This window comes from Streptomyces sp. NPDC058872 (assembly GCF_042743065.1).
Lineage (GTDB): Bacteria > Actinomycetota > Actinomycetes > Streptomycetales > Streptomycetaceae > Streptomyces.
In genome coordinates this window covers 93,509-113,184 of record NZ_JBHYMK010000012.1, presented here as the reverse complement: position 1 = coordinate 113,184, position 19,676 = coordinate 93,509, and the positions used below count along the sequence as shown (strand labels likewise).

At 70.3% G+C, this 19,676-nt stretch carries 22 protein-coding genes; 6 read left to right on the top strand and 16 right to left on the bottom strand.

Features of this window, described 5'->3' with window-relative positions; translation table 11 throughout:
* Positions 1 to 31 precede the first annotated feature (31 nt).
* The 4 genes from rdgB to ACFW22_RS10355 form a co-directional block, all read right to left on the bottom strand.
* Complete coding sequence (gene rdgB, locus ACFW22_RS10370) at positions 32 to 634, bottom strand: RdgB/HAM1 family non-canonical purine NTP pyrophosphatase (RefSeq protein ID WP_386401315.1); 603 nt, start codon at positions 632 to 634, stop codon at positions 32 to 34.
* A 31-nt stretch (positions 635 to 665) separates the two neighbouring features.
* Positions 666 to 1,046: a hypothetical protein gene (locus ACFW22_RS10365; protein ID WP_386401313.1), complete on the bottom strand. Its 381-nt coding sequence runs from the start codon at positions 1,044 to 1,046 to the stop codon at positions 666 to 668.
* Between the two features lie 84 nt (positions 1,047 to 1,130).
* On the bottom strand, positions 1,131 to 1,862 hold the full coding sequence (gene rph / locus ACFW22_RS10360; RefSeq protein WP_386401311.1) for a ribonuclease PH: 732 nt from the start codon (positions 1,860 to 1,862) through the stop codon (positions 1,131 to 1,133).
* 84 nt (positions 1,863 to 1,946) lie between these two features.
* Positions 1,947 to 2,180, bottom strand: coding sequence for a glucose PTS transporter subunit EIIB (locus tag ACFW22_RS10355; RefSeq protein WP_386401309.1), 234 nt, complete (start codon positions 2,178 to 2,180; stop codon positions 1,947 to 1,949).
* 235 nt (positions 2,181 to 2,415) lie between these two features.
* Here ACFW22_RS10355 and ACFW22_RS10350 point away from each other — a divergent pair, with 235 nt between their 5' ends.
* Positions 2,416 to 3,717 (top strand): PTS transporter subunit EIIC, encoded by a 1,302-nt coding sequence (locus ACFW22_RS10350; RefSeq protein WP_386401307.1) that lies wholly within the window; start codon positions 2,416 to 2,418, stop codon positions 3,715 to 3,717.
* 286 nt (positions 3,718 to 4,003) lie between these two features.
* Positions 4,004 to 5,269 carry a PTS transporter subunit EIIC gene (locus tag ACFW22_RS10345; RefSeq protein ID WP_386401305.1) on the top strand — a complete coding sequence of 422 codons (1,266 nt, stop codon included), beginning with the start codon at positions 4,004 to 4,006 and terminating at the stop codon, positions 5,267 to 5,269.
* Between the two features lie 122 nt (positions 5,270 to 5,391).
* Here the strand turns inward: ACFW22_RS10345 and ACFW22_RS10340 are convergent, their stop codons facing one another.
* Positions 5,392 to 6,144, bottom strand: a complete 753-nt coding sequence (locus tag ACFW22_RS10340; RefSeq protein WP_386401303.1) for an MBL fold metallo-hydrolase — start codon at positions 6,142 to 6,144, stop codon at positions 5,392 to 5,394.
* Positions 6,145 to 6,347: 203 nt separating this feature from the next.
* On the opposite strand from ACFW22_RS10340, the gene ACFW22_RS10335 reads away from it, so the two are divergent.
* A complete protein-coding gene (locus ACFW22_RS10335; RefSeq protein ID WP_386401301.1) occupies positions 6,348 to 6,833 on the top strand; it encodes a type II toxin-antitoxin system PemK/MazF family toxin in 486 nt (161 codons plus the stop codon).
* 91 nt (positions 6,834 to 6,924) lie between these two features.
* Here ACFW22_RS10335 and ACFW22_RS10330 read toward each other — a convergent pair whose 3' ends face one another.
* The 7 genes from ACFW22_RS10330 to clpS all read right to left on the bottom strand — a co-directional run bounded on the left by ACFW22_RS10330 (position 6,925) and on the right by clpS (position 11,778).
* Positions 6,925 to 7,875 carry a PLP-dependent cysteine synthase family protein gene (locus ACFW22_RS10330; protein ID WP_386401299.1) on the bottom strand — a complete coding sequence of 317 codons (951 nt, stop codon included), beginning with the start codon at positions 7,873 to 7,875 and terminating at the stop codon, positions 6,925 to 6,927.
* Positions 7,876 to 7,880: 5 nt separating this feature from the next.
* Positions 7,881 to 8,159: a MoaD/ThiS family protein gene (locus tag ACFW22_RS10325; protein WP_384872208.1), complete on the bottom strand. Its 279-nt coding sequence runs from the start codon at positions 8,157 to 8,159 to the stop codon at positions 7,881 to 7,883.
* Positions 8,160 to 8,251: 92 nt separating this feature from the next.
* On the bottom strand, positions 8,252 to 8,368 hold the full coding sequence (locus tag ACFW22_RS10320; RefSeq protein WP_386401296.1) for a putative leader peptide: 117 nt from the start codon (positions 8,366 to 8,368) through the stop codon (positions 8,252 to 8,254).
* 254 nt (positions 8,369 to 8,622) lie between these two features.
* Positions 8,623 to 9,048, bottom strand: a complete 426-nt coding sequence (locus ACFW22_RS10315) for a Mov34/MPN/PAD-1 family protein (RefSeq protein ID WP_386401294.1) — start codon at positions 9,046 to 9,048, stop codon at positions 8,623 to 8,625.
* Positions 9,049 to 9,133: 85 nt separating this feature from the next.
* Positions 9,134 to 10,567, bottom strand: coding sequence for an amino acid permease (locus ACFW22_RS10310; protein WP_386401292.1), 1,434 nt, complete (start codon positions 10,565 to 10,567; stop codon positions 9,134 to 9,136).
* 321 nt (positions 10,568 to 10,888) lie between these two features.
* The gene (locus ACFW22_RS10305; RefSeq protein WP_386401289.1) at positions 10,889 to 11,473 is read right to left on the bottom strand and encodes a DUF2017 domain-containing protein; all 585 of its coding nucleotides are present in this window, start codon (positions 11,471 to 11,473) and stop codon (positions 10,889 to 10,891) included.
* Positions 11,473 to 11,778 (bottom strand): ATP-dependent Clp protease adapter ClpS, encoded by a 306-nt coding sequence (clpS, locus tag ACFW22_RS10300; protein ID WP_384872194.1) that lies wholly within the window; start codon positions 11,776 to 11,778, stop codon positions 11,473 to 11,475. Before clpS ends, ACFW22_RS10305 begins: the two co-directional genes overlap by 1 nt.
* Before the next feature lie 218 nt (positions 11,779 to 11,996).
* On the opposite strand from clpS, the gene ACFW22_RS10295 reads away from it, so the two are divergent.
* Positions 11,997 to 13,298, top strand: coding sequence for a nicotinate phosphoribosyltransferase (locus ACFW22_RS10295; RefSeq protein ID WP_386401393.1), 1,302 nt, complete (start codon positions 11,997 to 11,999; stop codon positions 13,296 to 13,298).
* 96 nt (positions 13,299 to 13,394) lie between these two features.
* Positions 13,395 to 13,994 carry a nicotinamidase gene (locus ACFW22_RS10290; RefSeq protein ID WP_386401287.1) on the top strand — a complete coding sequence of 200 codons (600 nt, stop codon included), beginning with the start codon at positions 13,395 to 13,397 and terminating at the stop codon, positions 13,992 to 13,994.
* Between the two features lie 43 nt (positions 13,995 to 14,037).
* Here ACFW22_RS10290 and ACFW22_RS10285 read toward each other — a convergent pair whose 3' ends face one another.
* Entirely contained in the window at positions 14,038 to 14,349 is a 312-nt protein-coding gene (locus tag ACFW22_RS10285) for a hypothetical protein (RefSeq protein WP_386401285.1), read from the bottom strand.
* A gap of 122 nt (positions 14,350 to 14,471) precedes the next feature.
* Positions 14,472 to 16,880, bottom strand: a complete 2,409-nt coding sequence (locus tag ACFW22_RS10280) for an immune inhibitor A domain-containing protein (RefSeq protein WP_386401283.1) — start codon at positions 16,878 to 16,880, stop codon at positions 14,472 to 14,474.
* 324 nt (positions 16,881 to 17,204) lie between these two features.
* Here ACFW22_RS10280 and ACFW22_RS10275 point away from each other — a divergent pair, with 324 nt between their 5' ends.
* Positions 17,205 to 17,462, top strand: a complete 258-nt coding sequence (locus ACFW22_RS10275) for a hypothetical protein (RefSeq protein WP_386401281.1) — start codon at positions 17,205 to 17,207, stop codon at positions 17,460 to 17,462.
* 27 nt (positions 17,463 to 17,489) lie between these two features.
* Here ACFW22_RS10275 and ACFW22_RS10270 read toward each other — a convergent pair whose 3' ends face one another.
* On the bottom strand, positions 17,490 to 18,176 hold the full coding sequence (locus ACFW22_RS10270) for an RDD family protein (RefSeq protein ID WP_386401279.1): 687 nt from the start codon (positions 18,174 to 18,176) through the stop codon (positions 17,490 to 17,492).
* A 76-nt stretch (positions 18,177 to 18,252) separates the two neighbouring features.
* Positions 18,253 to 19,674: an RDD family protein gene (locus ACFW22_RS10265; RefSeq protein WP_386401277.1), complete on the bottom strand. Its 1,422-nt coding sequence runs from the start codon at positions 19,672 to 19,674 to the stop codon at positions 18,253 to 18,255.
* Positions 19,675 to 19,676: the final 2 nt, after the last annotated feature.

The following is a 19,676-nucleotide window of genomic DNA, read 5'->3' as shown; positions in this document are numbered from 1 at the left end:
TTCGTGATGCGCAGGCCGTCTGCTTGCGGGCTCAGCCCAGCAGCTCCCGCACCACCGGAACCAGGGCCCTGAACGCCTTGCCCCGGTGGCTGATCGCGTTCTTCTCCTCGGGCGACAGTTCGGCACAGGTCACGCGGTGGCCCGCCGGCTGGAGGATCGGGTCGTAGCCGAAGCCGTTCGTGCCGACCGGGGCGTGGCGGAGGCTGCCCTCCATGCGGCCCTCGACGACGCGCTCCGTGCCGTCCGGCAGCGCCAGGGCCGCCGCACAGGCGAAGTGGGCCCCGCGGTGGGCCTCGTCGATGTCGGACAGCTGCGCGAGGAGCAGGTTCAGGTTGGCACGGTCGTCGCCGTGGGCGCCTGACCAGCGGGCCGAGAAGATGCCGGGGGCGCCGTTGAGGACGTCGACGCAGAGGCCGGAGTCGTCGGCGACGGCCGGCAGGCCCGTGGCGCGGGCGAGGGCGTGGGCCTTCAGGAGGGCGTTCTCGGCGAAGGTGACGCCGGTTTCCTTGACGTCGGGGACGTCGGGGTACGCGTCCGCGCCGACGAGTTCGAGGTCGAGGCCCGCGTCGGCGAGGATCGCGTGGAGTTCGGTGATCTTGCCCGCGTTGCGGGTGGCGAGGATCAGACGGGTCATGCCCCGATTATCCGGGGTCGCCCGGGGGGCCTCAGCCGGGCGTGCAGACCTTGGCCACCTCGCCCGCGGCATCGGTGATCGGGGTGAGGTCCGGGGTGGTGTCGCCGTTCCTGACGGCCGCACGGACCGTGTCCACGCCCTTGCCGAGGTCATCCACGGCCTTGGAGAGGTCGGCGTTGCCCGTGGTGCCCCCGAGGTTGTCGAGCTCGGTGGTGATCGAGTCCAGGGACTCCTCGATCTGCGTGACGTCGTTGGAGGCGTTGGAGACGGCCTGCTGCAGGTTCTGCACGGACGTGGCTATCGCGTCGGCGGTCCTGACGCAGTCCATGGCCGTGTCAAAGGCTCCGCAGCCGCTCAGGACGGTGACGAGCGCGGCGGCCGTGGCCACGGCGGGTGCGAGACGACGCTTCAAGACGGTTCCTCCCCAGTACGGACGGGCGTGCGGGCGCACGGATCGTACCCGTGTGCCCGTCGCCCGTCATGACGCGTCCGGGGGTCAGAGGGTTCCTTCGAGCGCCTTGCGCTGGATCTCGGCCAGTTCGGCGCAGCCGCCGGAGGCGAGGTCGAGGAGGGCGTTGAGCTCCTTGCGGTCGAAGGGCTCGGCCTCGGCGGTGCCCTGGACCTCGACGAAGCGGCCGTCGCCGGTGCAGACGACGTTCATGTCGGTGTCGGCGCGGACGTCCTCCTCGTAGCAGAGGTCGAGCAGCGGAACGCCGTCGACGATGCCGACGGAGACGGCGGCGACGGTGCCGGTCAGCGGCTTGCGGCCGGCCTTGACCAGCTTCTTCCCCTGGGCCCAGGCGACGGCGTCGGCCAGGGCGACGTAGGCGCCGGTGATGGCGGCGGTGCGGGTGCCGCCGTCGGCCTGGAGGACGTCGCAGTCGAGGACGACGGTGTTCTCGCCGAGGGCCTTGTAGTCGATGACGGCGCGCAGCGAGCGGCCGATGAGACGGGAGATCTCGTGGGTCCGACCGCCGATCTTGCCGCGGACCGACTCGCGGTCGCCGCGGGTGTTGGTGGCGCGGGGGAGCATGGAGTACTCACCGGTGACCCAGCCCTCGCCGCTGCCCTTGCGCCAGCGCGGGACGCCTTCGGTGACGGAGGCGGTGCAGAACACCTTGGTGTCGCCGAAGGAGATGAGGACGGAGCCCTCGGCGTGCTTGCTCCAACCGCGTTCGATGGTGACGGGACGGAGCTGTTCGGGGGTACGGCCGTCGATGCGAGACATGGCACGAGCCTAGCCGGACATGACGGAGGGCCCGTTCCCCTGCCGGAACGGGCCCTCCTCAGGATGCGAGCGGAACGCTCACGCTCACATCAGGTCTTCGATCTCCGCGGCGATCGGGTCGGCGTCGGTGCCGATGACGACCTGGATGGCGGTGCCCATCTTCACGACGCCGTGGGCGCCGGCAGCCTTCAGGGCGGCCTCGTTGACGAGGGCGGGGTCCACGACCTCGGTGCGCAGGCGGGTGATGCAGCCTTCGACCTCTTCGATGTTGTCGATGCCGCCGAGCCCGGCGACGATCTTCTCAGCCTTGCTGGCCATGTGTTTCTCCCTGTCCGTTCCGTTCGCGAGTACGCGAATCTCGGCGCACCTGTGGTCCGCTTCGTCACCGTAACCCACGGTTGGCCCAACTTCGCGAGCGAGTGCAGCCGTTCTGCCGAATGATGACGATCACCGGCGGCCTGCCCTCTGCGGGCTCCCGGAGCCTATCGCAACTGGTCTACACCAGTCTGCAACGAGATGCGGGCCGGGCCTGTTCCCGGCAGGGAGGACGCCGATGAGCACCGACAGCGCTGCGGCACGGCCGAAGAAGCCCACCTGGAGCGGGCTCTTCCAGGGCCTTCAGAAGATGGGCCGCAGCCTTCAGCTCCCCATCGCCGTCCTTCCGGCGGCCGGCATCATCAACCGGCTCGGGCAGCCCGACGTCTTCGGCGCCGACGGCCTCGGCTGGGACAACGTCGCCAAGGTCATGGCGGGCGCCGGCGGCGCGCTGCTCGACGGCAACCTGGGCCTGCCCCTGCTGTTCTGCATCGGCGTCGCCATCGGCATGGCGAAGAAGGCGGACGGCTCGACCGCGCTGGCGGCCGTGGTCGGCTTCCTCGTCTACTACAACGTGCTGCGCCAGTTCCCGGTGACCTGCCCCGAGGGCACGGCGGACATCGGGGGCGGCTGCCTGGCCCCGGGGGAGCTCTACTCCGGGTACACGTACCAGAACCCGGGCGTCTTCGGCGGCATCGTCATGGGCCTGCTGGCGGCCTGGTTCTGGCAGCGGTACCACCGGGTGAAGCTGGTCGACTGGCTCGGCTTCTTCAACGGCCGCCGGCTCGTCCCGATCATCATGGCCTTCGTCGGGATCGCGTTCGCCTCGCTCTGCCTGTGGATCTGGCCGCCCATCGGCGACGCCCTGGAGAACTTCAGCGACTGGCTGGTCGGACTGGACGCCTGGGGCTCCGGCATCTTCGGCGTCGCCAACCGCGCCCTGCTGGTCATCGGCCTGCACCAGTTCCTGAACGTGCCCATCTGGTTCCAGTTCGGCACGTACACCAAGCCGGACGGGACGGTGGTCCACGGTGACATCAGCATGTTCCTCGCGGGCGACCCCAACGCCGGCCAGTTCACCACCGGCTTCTTCCCGATCATGATGTTCGCACTGCCGGCGGCGGCGCTCGCGATCACCCACTGCGCCAAGCCGCACCGGCGCAAGGCGGTCGGCGGCCTGATGCTCTCGGTCGCGCTGACCTCCTTCGTCACCGGCATCACCGAACCGATCGAGTACTCGTTCCTGTTCATCGCACCGGTGCTGTACGCGATCCACGCGGTGCTCACCGGCGTGTCGATGGCGCTGACCTGGGCGGTCGGCGTGAAGGACGGCTTCAGCTTCTCGGCCGGCCTGATCGACTACGTGATCAACTGGAACCTGGCGACCAAGCCGTGGCTGATCATCCCGATCGGCCTGGGCTTCGCGGTCGTGTACTACGTGATCTTCCGCTTCGCGATCATCAAGTTCGACCTCCCCACCCCCGGCCGCGAGCCGGACGAGCTGGAGGAGCAGATCGAGCGGGACATCACCAAGGCCTGAGCCCCGCCCCGCGCCACACGTCCCGACCGCTTTGAGGCTTTCGCCCTCCCCGTAAGGCCCGCCAGAGGCCCCCGGACCTGACCGTCCGGGGGCCTTATGTCGTGCATTTCCAGCTATGGCTCGGTCCACAAAATTCGAAGGTTCCTTATCTAAGTCTCACGTGCTACAACTGGTCTACACCACTCATTGGTGTAGACCACGCGGTCGAGATCACCGCGTTCCACGGGACGTCGCCGTCACCCCCTTTCTGTCCTCTGGCGGCGCCTTGCCTTACTGGAGGAAGTTGATGAGTACGGCCACCGCCCAGGCCGCCGCTCCCGCGAAGAAGCGCGGATCCGGCCTGTTCCAGGGCCTGCAGAAGGTCGGTCGCAGCCTGCAGCTGCCGATCGCCGTGCTGCCGGCCGCGGGTATCTTGCTCCGTCTCGGCCAGAACGACGTGTTCGGCAAGGACGGTCTCGGTTGGGACAAGGTCGCCTCGGTCTTCGCCACCGCCGGCGGCGCGGTATTCGACCACCTGCCCCTGCTCTTCTGCATAGGCGTCGCCATCGGCTTCGCCAAGAAGGCGGACGGCTCCACCGCCCTCGCCGCGCTCGTGGGCTTCCTGGTCTACGAGAACGTGCTGAAGGCCTTCCCCGTCGCCGAGGCGGTCATCAACACGACCGCCAACGACGGCGTCGACGTCGCCGCGAAGTACAACAACCCGGGTGTCCTCGGCGGCATCCTCATGGGTCTGATCTCGGCCGTCCTGTGGCAGCGGTTCCACCGCACCAAGCTGGTCGACTGGCTCGGCTTCTTCAACGGCCGCCGACTCGTCCCGATCATCATGGCCTTCGTCGGCACCGCCGTGGGTGTCGTCTTCGGCCTCGTCTGGGAGCCGATCGGCAACGGCATCTCCTCCTTCGGCGAGTGGATGACCGGCCTCGGCGCCGGTGGCGCCGGCCTCTTCGGCCTCATCAACCGCGCGCTGATCCCGGTCGGCATGCACCAGTTCGTGAACACCGTCTCCTGGTTCCAGATCGGCGACTTCACCAACGCCGCCGGCGATGTCGTCCACGGCGACCTGAACCGCTTCTTCGCCGGTGACCCGAGCGCCGGAATCTTCATGTCGGGCTTCTTCCCGATCATGATGTTCGGCCTCCCGGCCGCCGCGCTCGCCATCGCGCACTCCGCCCGTCCGGAGCGCCGCAAGGCCGTCCTGGGCATGATGCTCTCCCTCGCGCTGACCTCCTTCGTCACCGGCATCACCGAGCCGATCGAGTTCACGTTCATGTTCATCGCGCCGGCCCTGTACGCGATCCACGCCGTCCTGACCGCCCTCTCGATGGCCGTCACCTGGGCCCTCGGCGTCCACGCGGGCTTCACCTTCTCCGCCGGCCTCATCGACTACGGCCTGAACTGGAACCTCGCGACCAAGCCCTGGCTGATCATCCCGATCGGCCTGGTCTTCGGAGCCATCTACTACGTGGTCTTCCGCTTCGCGATCACCAAGTTCAACCTCCCCACCCCGGGCCGTGAGCCCGAGGAGGAGCTGGAGGACCTCACCAAGGCGTGAGTCCCGCCCGCACGACGGGAAGGGCCCCGGAACCGTGATGGTTCCGGGGCCCTTCCCGTCGTCAGGGGCGGTCCCGTCGTCAGGGGGCGGTCCGGGCGCGGGGCCCGTGGACCCGCCCGGGCTCAGACCTCGTAGACCGCGCCGGGGCGGGCCAGCTCCGACGGGCCCGCGAAGACCTCCCGGGCGTCCGCGAGGTTCTGCTCGCCGTCCGTCCACGGCGGGATGTGGGTGAGGACCAGCCGTCCCACCCCCGCCCGGGTCGCGTGGGCACCGGCCTCCCGGCCGTTGAGGTGGAGGGCCGGGATGTCCTCCTTGCCGTGCGTGAAGGAGGCCTCGCAGAGGAAGAGGTCGGTGCCGTCGGCGAGGTCGTGCAGCGCGTCGCAGACGCCGGTGTCCCCGGAGTAGGTGAGCGAACGGCCGCCGTGCTCGATCCGGATGCCGTACGCCTCGACCGGATGGCAGACCTTCTCGGTGCGCACGGAGAAGGGGCCGATCCGGAAGGAGCCCGAGGCCAGGGTGTGGAAGTCGAAGACCTCGCTCATCGAGGTGGCCGAGGGCGTGTCGGCGTACGCCGTGGTCAGCCGCTGCTCGGCGCCCTCCGGCGCGTAGACGGGGATCGCGTCGCAGCGCCCGCCCTCGTGCCGGTAGTAGCGGGCGACGAAGTACCCGCACATGTCGATGCAGTGGTCGGCGTGCAGATGGCTGAGGAAGATCGCGTCGAGGTCGTAGAGACCGATGTGGCGTTGCAGCTCGCCCAGGGCGCCGTTGCCCATGTCGAGGAGCAACCGGAAGCCGTCGGCCTCGACGAGGTAGCTCGAACAGGCCGAGTCCGCAGACGGGAACGACCCGGAGCAACCGACGACGGTGAGCTTCATGGAGCGGGAACCTCCGTGGACGGGTGCGGGAAACGCGCTGAGGGAGGGGGGAGGCTGTGCGGTCTGTCGAGCCTAAGGCGCACCCGGGCCTGTCGCTCCTTCGGGACGGCCCGTTGTGGGCGAACTCACGGGCGCTGTCACCGGTTCGGATGGACGGGGGGCGCCACGGCGAAGTGAACCGTGCGCCGGTACCGTCTTGAGGTATGGACACGTCGTGGTGGCCCGCGCTGGTCGCGGTCGTGGTGCTCGCCCTGGTGGTGGCGGTCGCCGACGGATGGAAGCGGTCGGTGCGCCGCCCGCGGCGGGGGCCTTCGGTCCGCACCCGACCGCCGGGGCGTCCCCCGGCCCGGCCCGCACCGCACGGCCGGACGCCGGCGAAGCTGCCGCGGGCCGGCGAGATCTGGTGGGCGGACGTGCCTTATGAGGACGGGCCCGGGTCGAAGGACCGGCCCTGCCTGGTGCTCGCGGTACGGGGGGACAACGCGCTCGTCGCGAAGATCACCAGCAAGTACCACGACGAACGGCCGGGGGTCATCGCGCTGCCGCCGGGCTCGGTGGGCGACGCACAGGGGCGGCCCAGCTTCCTGGAGACGGACGAGCTGCGGGACGTGCCGGTGTGGGAGTTCCGCCGGAGGGTGGGAACGGCGGACCCGGTCGTCTGGGACCAGGTCCGCCATCTGGCGCGCTGAGCAGCGCGCAGGGGACCGCCGCGGGGCGGGCCGGGCCGCCGGGGGCGGCGGCCCGGCGGCCCCTCGGCCGGGAGGTGCCGCCCCGGAGGGGCTACGCCCAGAGCTGGCCCTGGACCGCTTCGATCGCTTCCTCCGTCGTCTTGGCCGTGTAGAGGCCCGTCGACAGGTACTTCCAGCCGCCGTCCGCGACGACGAAGGCGATGTCGGCGCTCTCGCCCGCCTTGAGCGCCTTGTTGCCGACGCCGATGGCCGCGTGCAGGGCGGCGCCCGTGGAGACGCCCGCGAAGATGCCCTCCTGCTGGAGGAGTTCGCGGGTGCGGGTGACCGCGTCGGCGGAGCCGACCGAGAAGCGGGTGGTGAGGACGGAGGCGTCGTACAGCTCGGGGACGAAGCCCTCGTCGAGGTTGCGCAGGCCGTAGACCAGGTCGTCGTAGCGGGGTTCCGCGGCGACGATCCTGACGTCGGGCTTGTGCTCGCGCAGGTAGCGGCCGACGCCCATCAGGGTCCCGGTGGTGCCGAGACCCGCCACGAAGTGGGTGATGGAGGGCAGGTCGGCGAGGATCTCGGGACCCGTGGTGGCGTAGTGCGCACCGGCGTTGTCGGGGTTGCCGTACTGGTAGAGCATCACCCAGGAGGGGTTCTCCACGGCGAGCTCCTTGGCGACCCGGACGGCCGTGTTGGAGCCGCCGGCGGCGGGGCTGGAGATGATCTCCGCGCCCCACATCGCCAGCAGTTGGCGCCGCTCCTCGCTGGTGTTCTCGGGCATCACGCAGACGATGCGGTAGCCCTTGAGCTTGGCGGCCATGGCGAGGGAGATGCCGGTGTTGCCGCTGGTCGGCTCCAGGATGGTGCAGCCGGGCGTGAGCCGGCCGTCCTTCTCCGCCTGCTCGATCATGTGGAGCGCGGGGCGGTCCTTGACCGAGCCGGTCGGGTTGCGGTCCTCCAGCTTCGCCCAGATGCGGACGTCGTCCGAGGGGGAGAGTCGGGGGAGGCGGACCAGCGGCGTATTGCCGACCGCCGCCAGCGAGGAGTCGTAGCGCATGTGGATCAGACCATGCCGCCGGCGACGGCCGGCAGGATCGTGACGTTGTCGCCGTCGGTGAGCTCGGTGTCGATGCCGTTGAGGAAGCGGACGTCCTCGTCGTTCAGGTAGACGTTGACGAAGCGGCGGAGCTTGTCGCCGTCGACGATGCGGGCCTCGATCCCGGTGTGGCGGGACTCCAGGTCGGCGAAGAGCTCGGCGAGGGTGCCGCCGCTGCCCTCGACGGCCTTGGCGCCGTCGGTGTAGGTGCGGAGGATGGTCGGGATGCGGACCTCGATGGCCATGGCGTGGGCTCCTGTCGGAAGTGGCGTGATGGGCGCGCTGCTGTGGCCCCCGCGCGGAGGGGGTCGTACGGTGAGGGCGCTCGGCAGGTCGCTCAGAGCGCAGCGCGTGACGTACAGATGGCGCTGGCGAGGCGGCACAGGTCGACGTGCAGGCGTGCAACGAGCAGGGCGCTGCTCGCAGTCTCTTCGCTCACGTCATGGAAAACCATGGGCTCATCGTATCGATTCCCGGTCCGGGTTCCGGAATGTGATCTCAGATGGCGGACGCTTGACGACCGACCCGTGGACGGCGCGCGGGGCCGGCGGTCGGATCGCCCCGGCCGGACGGGCCCCGGACCGCCGCCGCGGCCCCCCGGACGCTGGAGGGCGCGGCCCGGACCGGTCGGCGGGCGCCCTCGCGGCGGGTCCCCGCCGCACCGCCGCGGAGTGACGCGCGCCACCCGTCCGACCGGACCGCGGGGGTCTACTCGTAGGCCTCGACGACCTTGATCTCCTCCTCCGTCACCACGCCGTCGACGATCGAGTAGGAGCGGAACTGGAAGGGGCCGGCGCCGTCGCTGTCGGCGGTGGAGACGAGGACGTAGTGGGCCTGGGGCTCGTTCGCGTACGAGATGTCCGTGCGGGACGGGTACGCCTCGGTCGCGGTGTGCGAGTGGTAGACGATCACGGGCTCCTCGTCCCGGTCGTCCATCTCGCGGTAGAGCTTCAACAGGTCCGCGGAGTCGAACTCGTAGAAGGTGGGCGAACGGGCGGCGTTGAGCATCGGGATGAACCGCTCGGGCCGTCCGCTGCCGGCCGGACCGGCGACGACGCCGCAGGCCTCGTCGGGGTGGTCCGCTCGGGAGTGCTCCACGATCTGGTCGTACAGGGCCCGGGTGATGGTCAGCATGACGACAGGATAAGCAGACGGGCCGTTCCGTACCGAGCAATGGTACGAAACGGCCCGCATGATGAGACCTTGCAGGTCAGAGGCGTTAGGTCCGCTTGGCGAAGGCGGCACCCTCGGGGTTGCGGGCCCTGAGCACCAGATAGGAGACGGCGAGGAGCAGGGCCCACACCGGCGCCCCGTACAGCGCCACCCGGTTGTCCTCGTCCATCCCCATGGTCACGATCACCATGCCGATGAAGGCGAGCGAGAAGACGCTGAGCCAGATGCCGCCCGGAGCCTTGAAGGAGGACTGCGGGAGCTCTCCCCGGTCGGCCTTGAGCCGGTAGCGGATCTGGCAGAGCAGGATGACGATCCAGGCCCACATGCCGGAGATGGTGGCGAAGGAGACCACGTAGCCGAACGCCTCGCCGGGCCACTGGTAGTTGATCCAGACGCCGACCGTCATCAGCGCGGCCGAGACCGTGGTGCCGACCAGCGGGGTGCCGGACCGGGTCAACCGGGTGAAGGCCCTCGGCCCCTGCCCGTTGAGCGCGAGGTCGCGCAGCATGCGGCCGGTGGAGTACATGCCCGAGTTGCAGGAGGACAGGGCCGCCGTCAGGACGACGAAGTTGACGATCGCGGCGCCGACGCCGAGGCCCATCTTCTCGAAGGCCGCGACGAACGGGCTGACGCCCGGAGCGAATTCGGTCCAGGGGACGACCGAGAGGATCATCAGCAGCGCACCCACGTAGAAGACGGCGATGCGCCACGGAACGGTGTTGATCGCCTTCGGCAGGACCGTCCCGGGGTCCTTGGACTCGCCCGCCGTCACGCCGACCAGTTCCACGGCGAGGAAGGCGAACATCACCATCTGGAGGGACATCAGGGTCGAGCCGATGCCGTGCTCTCCGGCGAAGAAGCCGCCGAGGTCCCACAGGTGGGTCACGGAGGCCGTGTCGCCCGCGTCCGAGAAGCCGAGGGTGAGGATGCCGGCACAGATCAGGATCATGCCGACGATGGCGGTGACCTTGACCATGGAGAACCAGAACTCCAGCTCGCCGAAGAGCTTCACGGAGATCAGGTTGGCCGCGTAGAGGACCACCGTGAAGACCAGGGCGGAGAGCCACTGGGGGACGTCCCACCAGTACGTCATGTAGGTCGCCGCCGCGGTGACCTCGGTGATGCCGGTGACGACCCAGAAGAGCCAGTACGTCCAGCCGGTGGCGAAGCCGGCGAACGGGCCGATGAACTCGCGCGCGTACTCCGAGAAGGAGCCCGACACCGGTCGGTACATGAGGAGTTCGCCGAGCGCGCGCATGATGAAGAAGATGACCAGGCCGGCGAGGGCGTACGCGAGGATCAGACTGGGCCCCGCGAGGGAGATGCCCTTGCCCGCACCGAGGAAGAGCCCGGTGCCGATCGCGCCGCCGATCGCGATCATCTGGATCTGACGGGCGCCGAGCGCCCGGTGGTAGCCCTCGCCCGAGGCGGAATCGGCGGTCTCGTCGCCGTCGTGCCGTTCGACCCGTAAGGAGGTCATGATGGTGGTGCGCCTTTCTCCATGTCGATCCGCACGGGCGCGTGGCCCGTCGCGGGTCGGATCCCGATCCCCCCGGATGTGGATGGAGTGCTACCGGCGGTCGGCCGGCTCCAGCGCCCTCGGGAACAGGGGTGGCGTGCCCGAGCGGTCGTGAAGATCTATCACGGGAAGATCGGCGACCGGGGCGTCCGCCCGTGACGCACGCCACAGGCAAAGGACGCCAAAGGGGATTCAACACGGCAAGGGGTGCATCCGGATAACGCATTCGTTATCCGGATTTGAGCGTCCGCTGAGCGAACCCCCGTCGTACGGGGCCGGTCGCTACGGCATCAAGGTGGCGACGAGGGTCTCCTGCAGCGCCCCCAGCCAGAGGTACGCCATCACCATCGGCTTGCGCGGATCGGAGTCGGGCAGCCGGTACAGCTGCTCGCTCTCCTCGTCATCCGTGATCTCCAAACGGGTCCCGATGGTCAACCGGAGGTCGTTGAGCGCACCGAGCCAGGCCCGGGACTCGTCCGGGGAGAGCTTCAGGACCGCACCACCCTCCCCCGCCGCCTCGGCGGAGAGGGAGTCCAGGGCGCGCACGACGGCGAGGGCGTCCTCGCGCTTGCGGGCCCGCAGGTCGTTCTCGGTGTAGCGGCGGAAGTCGGAGGCGGCGGCCCGCAGCTCCTCGCTGTCGTCCCCGTACGCATCGGGGAAGAGGCGCCGGAGGGCGGGGTCGGACGGCGGTTCGCTCGGCCCCTCGGCGAAGAGCGCGGCCAGCGGATCCGCGTCCGCCGCGGGCTCGTCACCCGGCCCGATCAGCTCCATGAGCTGGACCGCGAGGGAACGGAGGATGGAGATCTCGACGTCGTCGAGCGCGACGGCCGCACCGCCGCCGGGGAGCGACTCGAACTGCCCGGCCATCAGAAGCGGTCCTGGGAGAGGGTCGCCCACAGGCCGTAGCCGTGCATCGCCTGCACGTCCCGTTCCATCTCCTCGCGGGTGCCGCTGGAGACGACCGCGCGGCCCTTGTTGTGCACGTCGAGCATCAGTTTGTGCGCCTTGTCCTTGGAGTATCCGAAGTACGACTGGAAGACGTACTCGACGTAGCTCATCAGGTTCACCGGGTCGTTGTGCACGAGGGTCACCCAGGGCACGTCGGGTTCGACGACCGCGGAGACCTCCTCGGCCGGTTCCGTACGTTCGATCTCAATAGGCGCGACGCTCACTCACACCATGTTGTCACCCCTGGGGGGGCCTCGCGCAAACGGGGGCGCGCCTGCGACCCCTGCCCGAGGATAGAAATCGTCAAAGTGACGATTTCTGCGCTAGCATCGCCGCCATGAACGCTGCGGACGGCGTGTTGCCGACGGAAGGGGCGCTCGGCGGGGGGACCCCCGGACCGGGCCCGGATGAGCATCGACCGGAGGGCGGGATCGGACGGCGGATGGACGTGCCGTCGACCGCGCTCTTCACCGACCAGTACGAGCTGACCATGCTCCGGGCGGCCCTGCGGGCCGGTACGGCGGACCGGCGGTCCGTCTTCGAGGTCTTCACCCGCCGACTGCCGGAGGGGCGGCGGTACGGGGTCCTGGCGGGCATCGGCCGGGTCCTGGACGCCGTCGAGAACTTCCGCTTCGACCCCGCCGTCCTCGGCTTCCTGGAGGAGCACGGCATCGTCGACGGGCCGACCCTGGACTGGCTGGCCCGCTACCGCTTCTCCGGCGACATCTGGGGGTACCCGGAGGGCGAGGTGTACTTCCCCGGCTCCCCGGTGCTGCGCGTGGAGGGCACCTTCGCGGAGTGCGTCCTCCTGGAGACCGTGATCCTCTCGATCCTCAACCACGACTCGGCCATCGCCGCCGCGGCCTCCCGCATGTCGGCCGCCGCCGGCGGGCGGCGGCTGATCGAGATGGGGGCCCGACGCACCCACGAGCTGGCGGCCGTCGCCGCCTCGCGCGCCGCGTACGTGGGCGGCTTCGACTCCACCTCGGACCTGGCCGCCGGCTTCCGCTACGGCATCCCGACCGTCGGGACCTCCGCCCACGCCTTCACCCTGCTCCACGACACCGAGGAGGACGCCTTCCGGGCCCAGGTGGATTCCCTGGGCCGGGGGACGACCCTGCTCGTCGACACCTACGACGTGGCGGAGGCCGTGCGGACCGCCGTCGAGGTCGCCGGGCCCGAGCTGGGCGCCGTCCGGATCGACTCCGGCGACCTGCTGCTCGTCGCCCACCGGGTGCGGGCCCAGCTCGACGAGCTGGGCGCCCGGGACACGAAGATCGTGGTCACCTCGGACCTCGACGAGTACGCCATCGCCTCGCTCGCGGCGGCCCCGGTCGACGCGTACGGGGTGGGCACCCAGCTGGTCACCGGCAGCGGCCACCCGACCTGCTCCATGGTCTACAAGCTGGTCGCACGGGCGGCCTCGACCGCCCCGGGGGCGCCCCTGGTGCCGGTGGCCAAGAAGTCGCTGGGCGGGAAGGCGTCGATCGGCGGGCGCAAGTGGGCGGCCCGCAGGACGGACGGGGACGGGGTCGCCGAGGCCGAGGTCGTGGGCACCGGACCGGTCCCGCCCGAGCTCGTCGACCGCCAGCTCCTGGTCGAGCTGGTCAAGGGCGGCGAGGTGGTGGCCCGGGAGCCCCTGGAAGCCGCCCGCTCCCGGCACATCGCGGCCCGCGCCGGGCTGCCGATGTCGGCGGTCCAGCTGTCGCGGGGGGAACCGGTGCTGCCGACCGAGTACGCGTAGGCGGCCACCACCCGTCCGCCGGGACGCCCCCTCCCGCCGGGAGGGGGAAGTCTCTAGGCTCGAACCCACCCCTCCGACCCGCTAAGGACACCCGCCATGCACCGCGCATTGATCGTTGTGGACGTGCAGAACGACTTCTGCGAGGGAGGCAGCCTCGCGGTGACGGGCGGCGCGGACGTCGCCGCCGCCATCACCGACCTCATCGGCCAGACGGCGGGGAACTCCTACCGGCACGTCGTCGCCACCCGCGACCACCACGTCGATCCGGGTGGACACTTCGCCCCGGCCGGCGAGGAACCGGACTACGCGACCTCCTGGCCGGTGCACTGCGTGGCCGGCACGGAGGGGGTCGGCTTCCACCCGAACTTCGCGCCCGCCGTCGCCAGCGGCGCGATCGACGCCGTCTTCGACAAGGGCGCCCACGCGGCGGCGTACAGCGGTTTCGAGGGGCGCGACGAGAACGGGCGGACGCTCGCGGAGTGGCTGCGCTCGCACGGGGTCGACGAGGTCGACGTGGTCGGCATCGCCACCGACCACTGCGTCCGGGCCACCGCCCTCGACGCCGCGCGGGAGGGCTTCCGGACCCACGTCCTGCTCGACCTGACGGCGGGCGTGGCCGGGGAGACCACGGAGCGGGCCCTGGAGGAGCTCCGGGCAGCGGGCGTGGAGCTGACCGGCAAGCCCGTGGTGGCGTAGCGCCCCGGGGCGGGCCGGGAGGGTCCGTGGCCCCCGGGCGGGCCTATGCGGCCGGCGCCCCGGGAAGGGAGCGGACCGGGTGCCAGAGCTCCTGGGCGGCACCCGGCGTGGACCGCCACAGCAGGCCGTCCGGGTGGTGGAGCACCGCGGTGATCTCGTCCGGGGTGGGCGGCTCGGTGTTGCCGCGGAGGTAGACCGCCCGCAGCCCCAGGTTCCGCAGCCGGGTCAGGGCGCGGGCTCGGTTGGCGGCGTGGACCAGGAAGCGCACCGTGGCACCGTCGCCGGCCGGGCTGGGCAGCCCTATGGCGACGACCACGCTGCCTCCCGGCAGCTTGCAGAACCCTCCGTTGGGCATGCGGAACCACTCCCCCGTGGAACGGATGTCAATAAGAACGGCGTCAGACGCACCTAAACACGATCGGCCGCCGCCCGCTAGAGGGCGACGGCCGATCATGCTTTGACCTGCAGTTTTACCAATTAATTGGTGGAGGGACCAACCCGAACCGTGATCGTCTGGCCGTTCTTCGGCTCCTTGATGACCTGGATCTTGGTGTTGGTGTCAGTTACCTTCACACCGGCCCGCGGGTTCTCGGCGAACCAGTAGACGCCCTTGCGGTCGTCGAAGGTCGGGTTGCCGGCCTGGGACGGGACCCAGGTCGCCTCGCCGGCCTTGTGCAGCTGGAAGCCGTCGGTGCGACGGATGCTGAACGGCGAGTCGTAGGACTGGATGCGGTTGCGCATCAGGGTGCCGTCACGCCACTTCAGCGGGCTCGGGTGGGCGTCGATCGGAAGGACGAGGCCCTGGCCCGGGTGCTGCGAGGTGTTGTTGTCCTTCTGCGAGGTGTCCCACAGCCAGATCAACAGACCGTTCTGGTACGGGTAGTGCTCGACCCAGCTGGCCTTGTCGCCGCTGAAGCCGAAGTTGTACGGGCCGACCTTGAGGGTCGAGTCGTACGACACGTACTGGCGGTTCTCCGCGATGTAGTACTGCTCGTACTCGTTCGTGAAGCCGTTGCCGATGCGCGAGAAGCCCTTGGCGACCCAGCCGTTGTCACCGTTCTCGGCGTTGTCCGAGAAGAGGGTGGCGCCGTCCGCGGTCAGGGTGATGGTGTCGGCCGCGAAGCCCTTGAGCGCGAGGCCGCCGTCCGTCTGGTAGCGGAAGCGCAGGTCGAACTTCTTGCCCGCGTAGGCGTCCAGGTTGTACGAGAGCTTCTTGTACGCACCGGAGATGCCCGTCAGCGCCGGGGTGCCGGAGGCGTCGCGCGGGATCGGCTGACCGTCGACGGTGCCGTCCACGGCGGTCCAGTTGGCACCGCCGTCGGTGGACACCTCGGTGTACAGGTAGTCGTACTCGGCCTCGATGTCGTACCAGCCCTGGAGGTCCAGGGAGGCCGCGCTCTTGCCCGTCAGGTCGACGGAGCGGGTGAGGGTGTTCTTGAGGTCGTCACCCATGTCGCTCCACCACTGGGTGGCGCCCTCGGCGGGAGCCACGATCTCCGTGGTGACCTTCTTCTTCGGCAGCTCGACGAGGAGCGCCTGCGGGTTCTTGGTGTTGTACGCCGAGACGCCCAGCTTGTGGGTGGTCTTGGTGGACCGCTGCCAGTCGCTGACCTTGGCGTAGTTCAGCCAACCGAGCTGGAGCTTGTCCCAGGCGCTCATGTCACCGGGCAGGTCGCCGATGGAGTCCTTGCCCTTGCCGAGCCAGGAGCCCGAGGACATCAGGTCCCAGAAGCCGGTCGAGTTCTCGCCGCCGGCCGTGTCGTAGTGGTCCGGCAGACCGAGGTCGTGACCGTACTCGTGGGCGAAGACACCGAGGCCGCCGTTCTCCGGCTGCAGGGTGTAGTCACCGACCCAGATGCCGGTGTCACCGATCTGGGTGCCGCCGGCCTTGTTGTTCTCCGGGCCGGTCTTGCCCGCGTTGGTGCCGTAGGCGTACCAACGGTGCGCCCACAGGGCGTCGCCGCCCTGGACGCCGCCACCGGCCGACTCGTCCTCGCCCGCGTGGACGATCTGGAAGTGGTCGATGTAGCCGTCGGGCTCGTTGAAGTTGCCGTCGCCGTCGAAGTCGTAGCGGTCCCACTGGTCGAACTCGGCCAGGCCCGCCTTGATCTCGGCGTCGCTCTTGCCCTGGGCCTTCTGCTGCTCGACCCAGGCGGTCACGCCGTCCCGGACGACGTCCCAGACGTTGCCGCAGTTGGACTGGCCACAGTAGTTCGAGCCGTAACGGGCCTCGTTGTACGGGACCTTGACCCAGTCGGTGACCGCGCCGTCGACCGAGTAGCGACCGGACGAGGTCCGCTCGTAGTAGGTCTTCAGCGAGGCCTTCGGCTGACCCTTGGCGTCCTTGCCGGTACCGAAGTACAGGTCCTGGAAGTGCGCCTGGTTGTAGTCCGCCTGCCACGCCGTCGAGTTGTCCGTGGCGCGGTCGGGCTTGGCTATCTGGTTGTGCAGCGGGCCGGGCTCGCCGCCGTACTTCGGCTTCAGCTCGGTGGTGTCGTCGTCCTTGCGGTCGACCAGGGTCGTGTTGTCGACCTGGTCGCCGAACTCGACGAGGATGGTGAAGATCTTGTCGGTCTTCTCGCGGCCGAGCTCGACGTACTTCTTCGCGCCGAGCTTGACGACCTGGGAGCCGCCCCGCTTCTCGACCTTGGCGTCACCGTTCAGCACCTGCTCCAGGGCAGCCTTGCGCTGCTGCTCCTGCTGCTCGCTGAAGGGGCCTTCAAGGTCGTGGTCGACCGTCGTCTTGTCGACGGTCTGGATGCCGACCGGCTCCACGTTTCCGTGGCCGACGGCCCATGCAGTGCTGAAGGTCGAGGCGGTGGCGGCGGTGGCCGCGAGCGCCACGACGACTGCGGACGCTCTGATCGTCCGTCGTCTATTGGTCACTTGATGTTGTCCTCCCCGGCGCCCGCGCTCTCGGACCGAAGGTGGGGTGTCCGTCCGGCGGGGTCGCGCGTCACAAGTGACGACATTGGACCGGAGTGCGGGAAGAAAAGACAGATCTTGACTTGCACAGACCAACTGCACTATGCGGGAGACGACTTCCGATTATCGGACGGTCGATGGGCGCATATGCGGGGTGGTTGGCGGCTTTCGTGACCCTGTGCGCCCCTTGCGCCTCGACATCGTGGGTTAGGTCACGCTTACCCCTGGCGCCGCCCGGGCATCGACGTCATAGAGTCGGCCGGGAACCCGAGGGACGGATTTGTCATGCTGCGTCCGAACACCGCACAGCTCGCCTACGGTTCGGCCACCGTCGTGCTCGCGACCGTGGCCCTACTGCTGCTCTCCGGTACGACGACGACGCTCGGCATCGCGGCGGTCTGCGTGGCGGCGCTGCTGCTCGGGATCCTGGTGGCGGTGACGATGCCGCGGCGCGAGCAGCCCGTCAAGCCCTTCGCACGCGAAGGGGTCCGGGTGCCGACCCAGCGCGTGGGCGCGGGGGCCGACACCCGGATCCCTTCGTGACGGTTCGTCCCCTTCGGGGACCCGGAGTCACTCGGAGGCGCTGACGACCACCGTCTTCGCCGCCTTGTCGTGCAGACCTTGCTTGTACGGCTTGTCCACCATGATCAGGATGAGGATGAGCAACGGCCACAGGCAGGCGCAGCAGATCAGCGCGGGCAGCCAGAGCACGACGGCGCGCAGGAGCGATTGGTTCATCGGGGGCGTCGACCCGTCGTTGAGCATCGCGACCCGCAGCTTCATCAACTTCTTGCCGACGGTCCGACCGTTCCTGGCCGTGAGCACGGTGTCGTAGGCGACGTACGCGACGATCGTGATGAGCTGGAAGACCAGTTGGCTGCCGCCGTTGAGGCTGTTGACGGTGTCGCCGAAGTCATTGCCGTCCTCGGTCGCCCGCTGGTACACGTCGAACGGGATGCCGATGATCGCGAGCGGCACCGCGAGGATCACCCAGTCGATGAGCCGCGCGAGGATCCGGCGACCGGTGTCCGCCAGCGGCGGCATCCCGGAGAGCGGGTCGGTCCCCCCGTACCCCCCGCCGTAGCCGCCGTACGGAGGCGGGGGCGCACTGTCGTACGGATTCCCCGGCGGGGGGCCCGGCGGGGGCTCACCGGGCGGCGGGCCGGCCGGCGGCTCCCCGGCCGGTGGCTCCGGGGGCCTCTTGCTGAACGGATCGTCCTCGGGCTGTTGGCCGGACGGCGGCTGGTCGGTGCTCATGGGGGCAGTGCATCCCGGGCGGGACGGGCCCGCAAGGAATCACCGCCCGTTCGGGCGACGGGGCACGGGGGACGGCTCAGCGCGCCACGAAGGTGCGGGCCGCCTTGTCGTGCCAGCACTGCCGCCAGGGGCGGTCGAAGAGGCACCAGAGGACGTTCAGGACGCCGATGGCCAGGAGTCCCAGCAGACCGTAGACGAGCCAGCGACGGAGCGCCTTGCCGAAGGTCGGCGGTTGGTGCGCCTCGATGTCCCGGACCTCGATCCCGCACAGCTTCTTGCCCAGGGTGCGGCCCCACTTGGCGGTGGGCAGCACCTCGTACAGGAGCCCGAGGACGAACAGCAGGGCGAGCACGATGCCGAACTGGACGGAGGTGGTCGCGTCCAGGAGCCAGACCTGAACGGTGGTTCCGGTCTGTCTGGCCGCCTCGATCTTGCCCTCGATGTGGTCCAGGGCCGCCGTCACGAAGGGCACGGAGGCCGCGCCGACCAGCGCACCCAGGACGATGCTGTCGACCAGTCGGGCGAGCAGGCGCCTGCCGAGCCCGGCGGGGCGCGCGGCGGCCTGCGCCCGCGCCGCCTGCTGGAAGACGTCGTCGACGGGCGGCTTCCACGGGGCGACCGGCTGCTGCTCCCGGGCCGACTGCTGCGCCTGGGCCTGCTGTTGGGCCTGGGCCTGCTGTTGGGCCCAGGAGGGCGTCGCCGCAGCGGGAGCGGGAGCGGAGGCGGGGGTCGGAGCCGGGGCGGGCGCCGCAGCCGCCGAAGAGGCGGGAGCCGGGGCAGGGGCGGGAGCCGGGGCAGGCGCAGGGGCGGGAGCCTCCGGCGCCGGTCGGGGCTGCTGGGGCTGCGGCCGGGGGGCCGGGGACGGCGTGGGCACCGGAGTGACCGGCATGCCCCCGAGACGCTGCGCTCCCGCGGCCGACCGGGGTTCGGGGACGGCGTCCCGCTCTTCCTCCGGCTCGCTCCCGCCCGCCACCGGCCACTCGGCCGGGGTGCGCGGATCGGGGGTCCGGGGGGCGCCCCAGGAAACCTTCTGGTCGCAGGCACCGCCGAAGCCCGCCTGTCGGGAGGCGTCGGCCTGCCAGGCCGACGCGGGCTCCGGTGCGGCCGGCTCCTCGTCGAGGAAGACGGGTCCGGTCTCCTCGACCGCGGGCACGGGAGCCTGCGCCTGGAGCGGCACGTGCGCGGCGGCTTGGACGGGGGCCGGGGCCTGTCCGGGCGCGGCGGCCCGCGCGGGGGCCGGAGCGGGCGCAGGGGCCGGAACGGGCGCGGGGGCCGGAACGGGCGCGGGGGCCGGAGCCGGGCTGGCGGCCAGGATCGGGCCGGCCGGGACCGCCGAGGCGGGCGGACCCGGCGGAACCTCACCGTCCACGGGGGCCGGCCGGCTCGTGCCGGGCACCCAGGCTCCCCCGTTCCAGTACCGGATGTATCCGGGAATGGACGGGTCCGGGTAGTACCCCGCCTGCGGTACCTCTCCGCCGCCTCCAGGAGGAGTAGCCACTG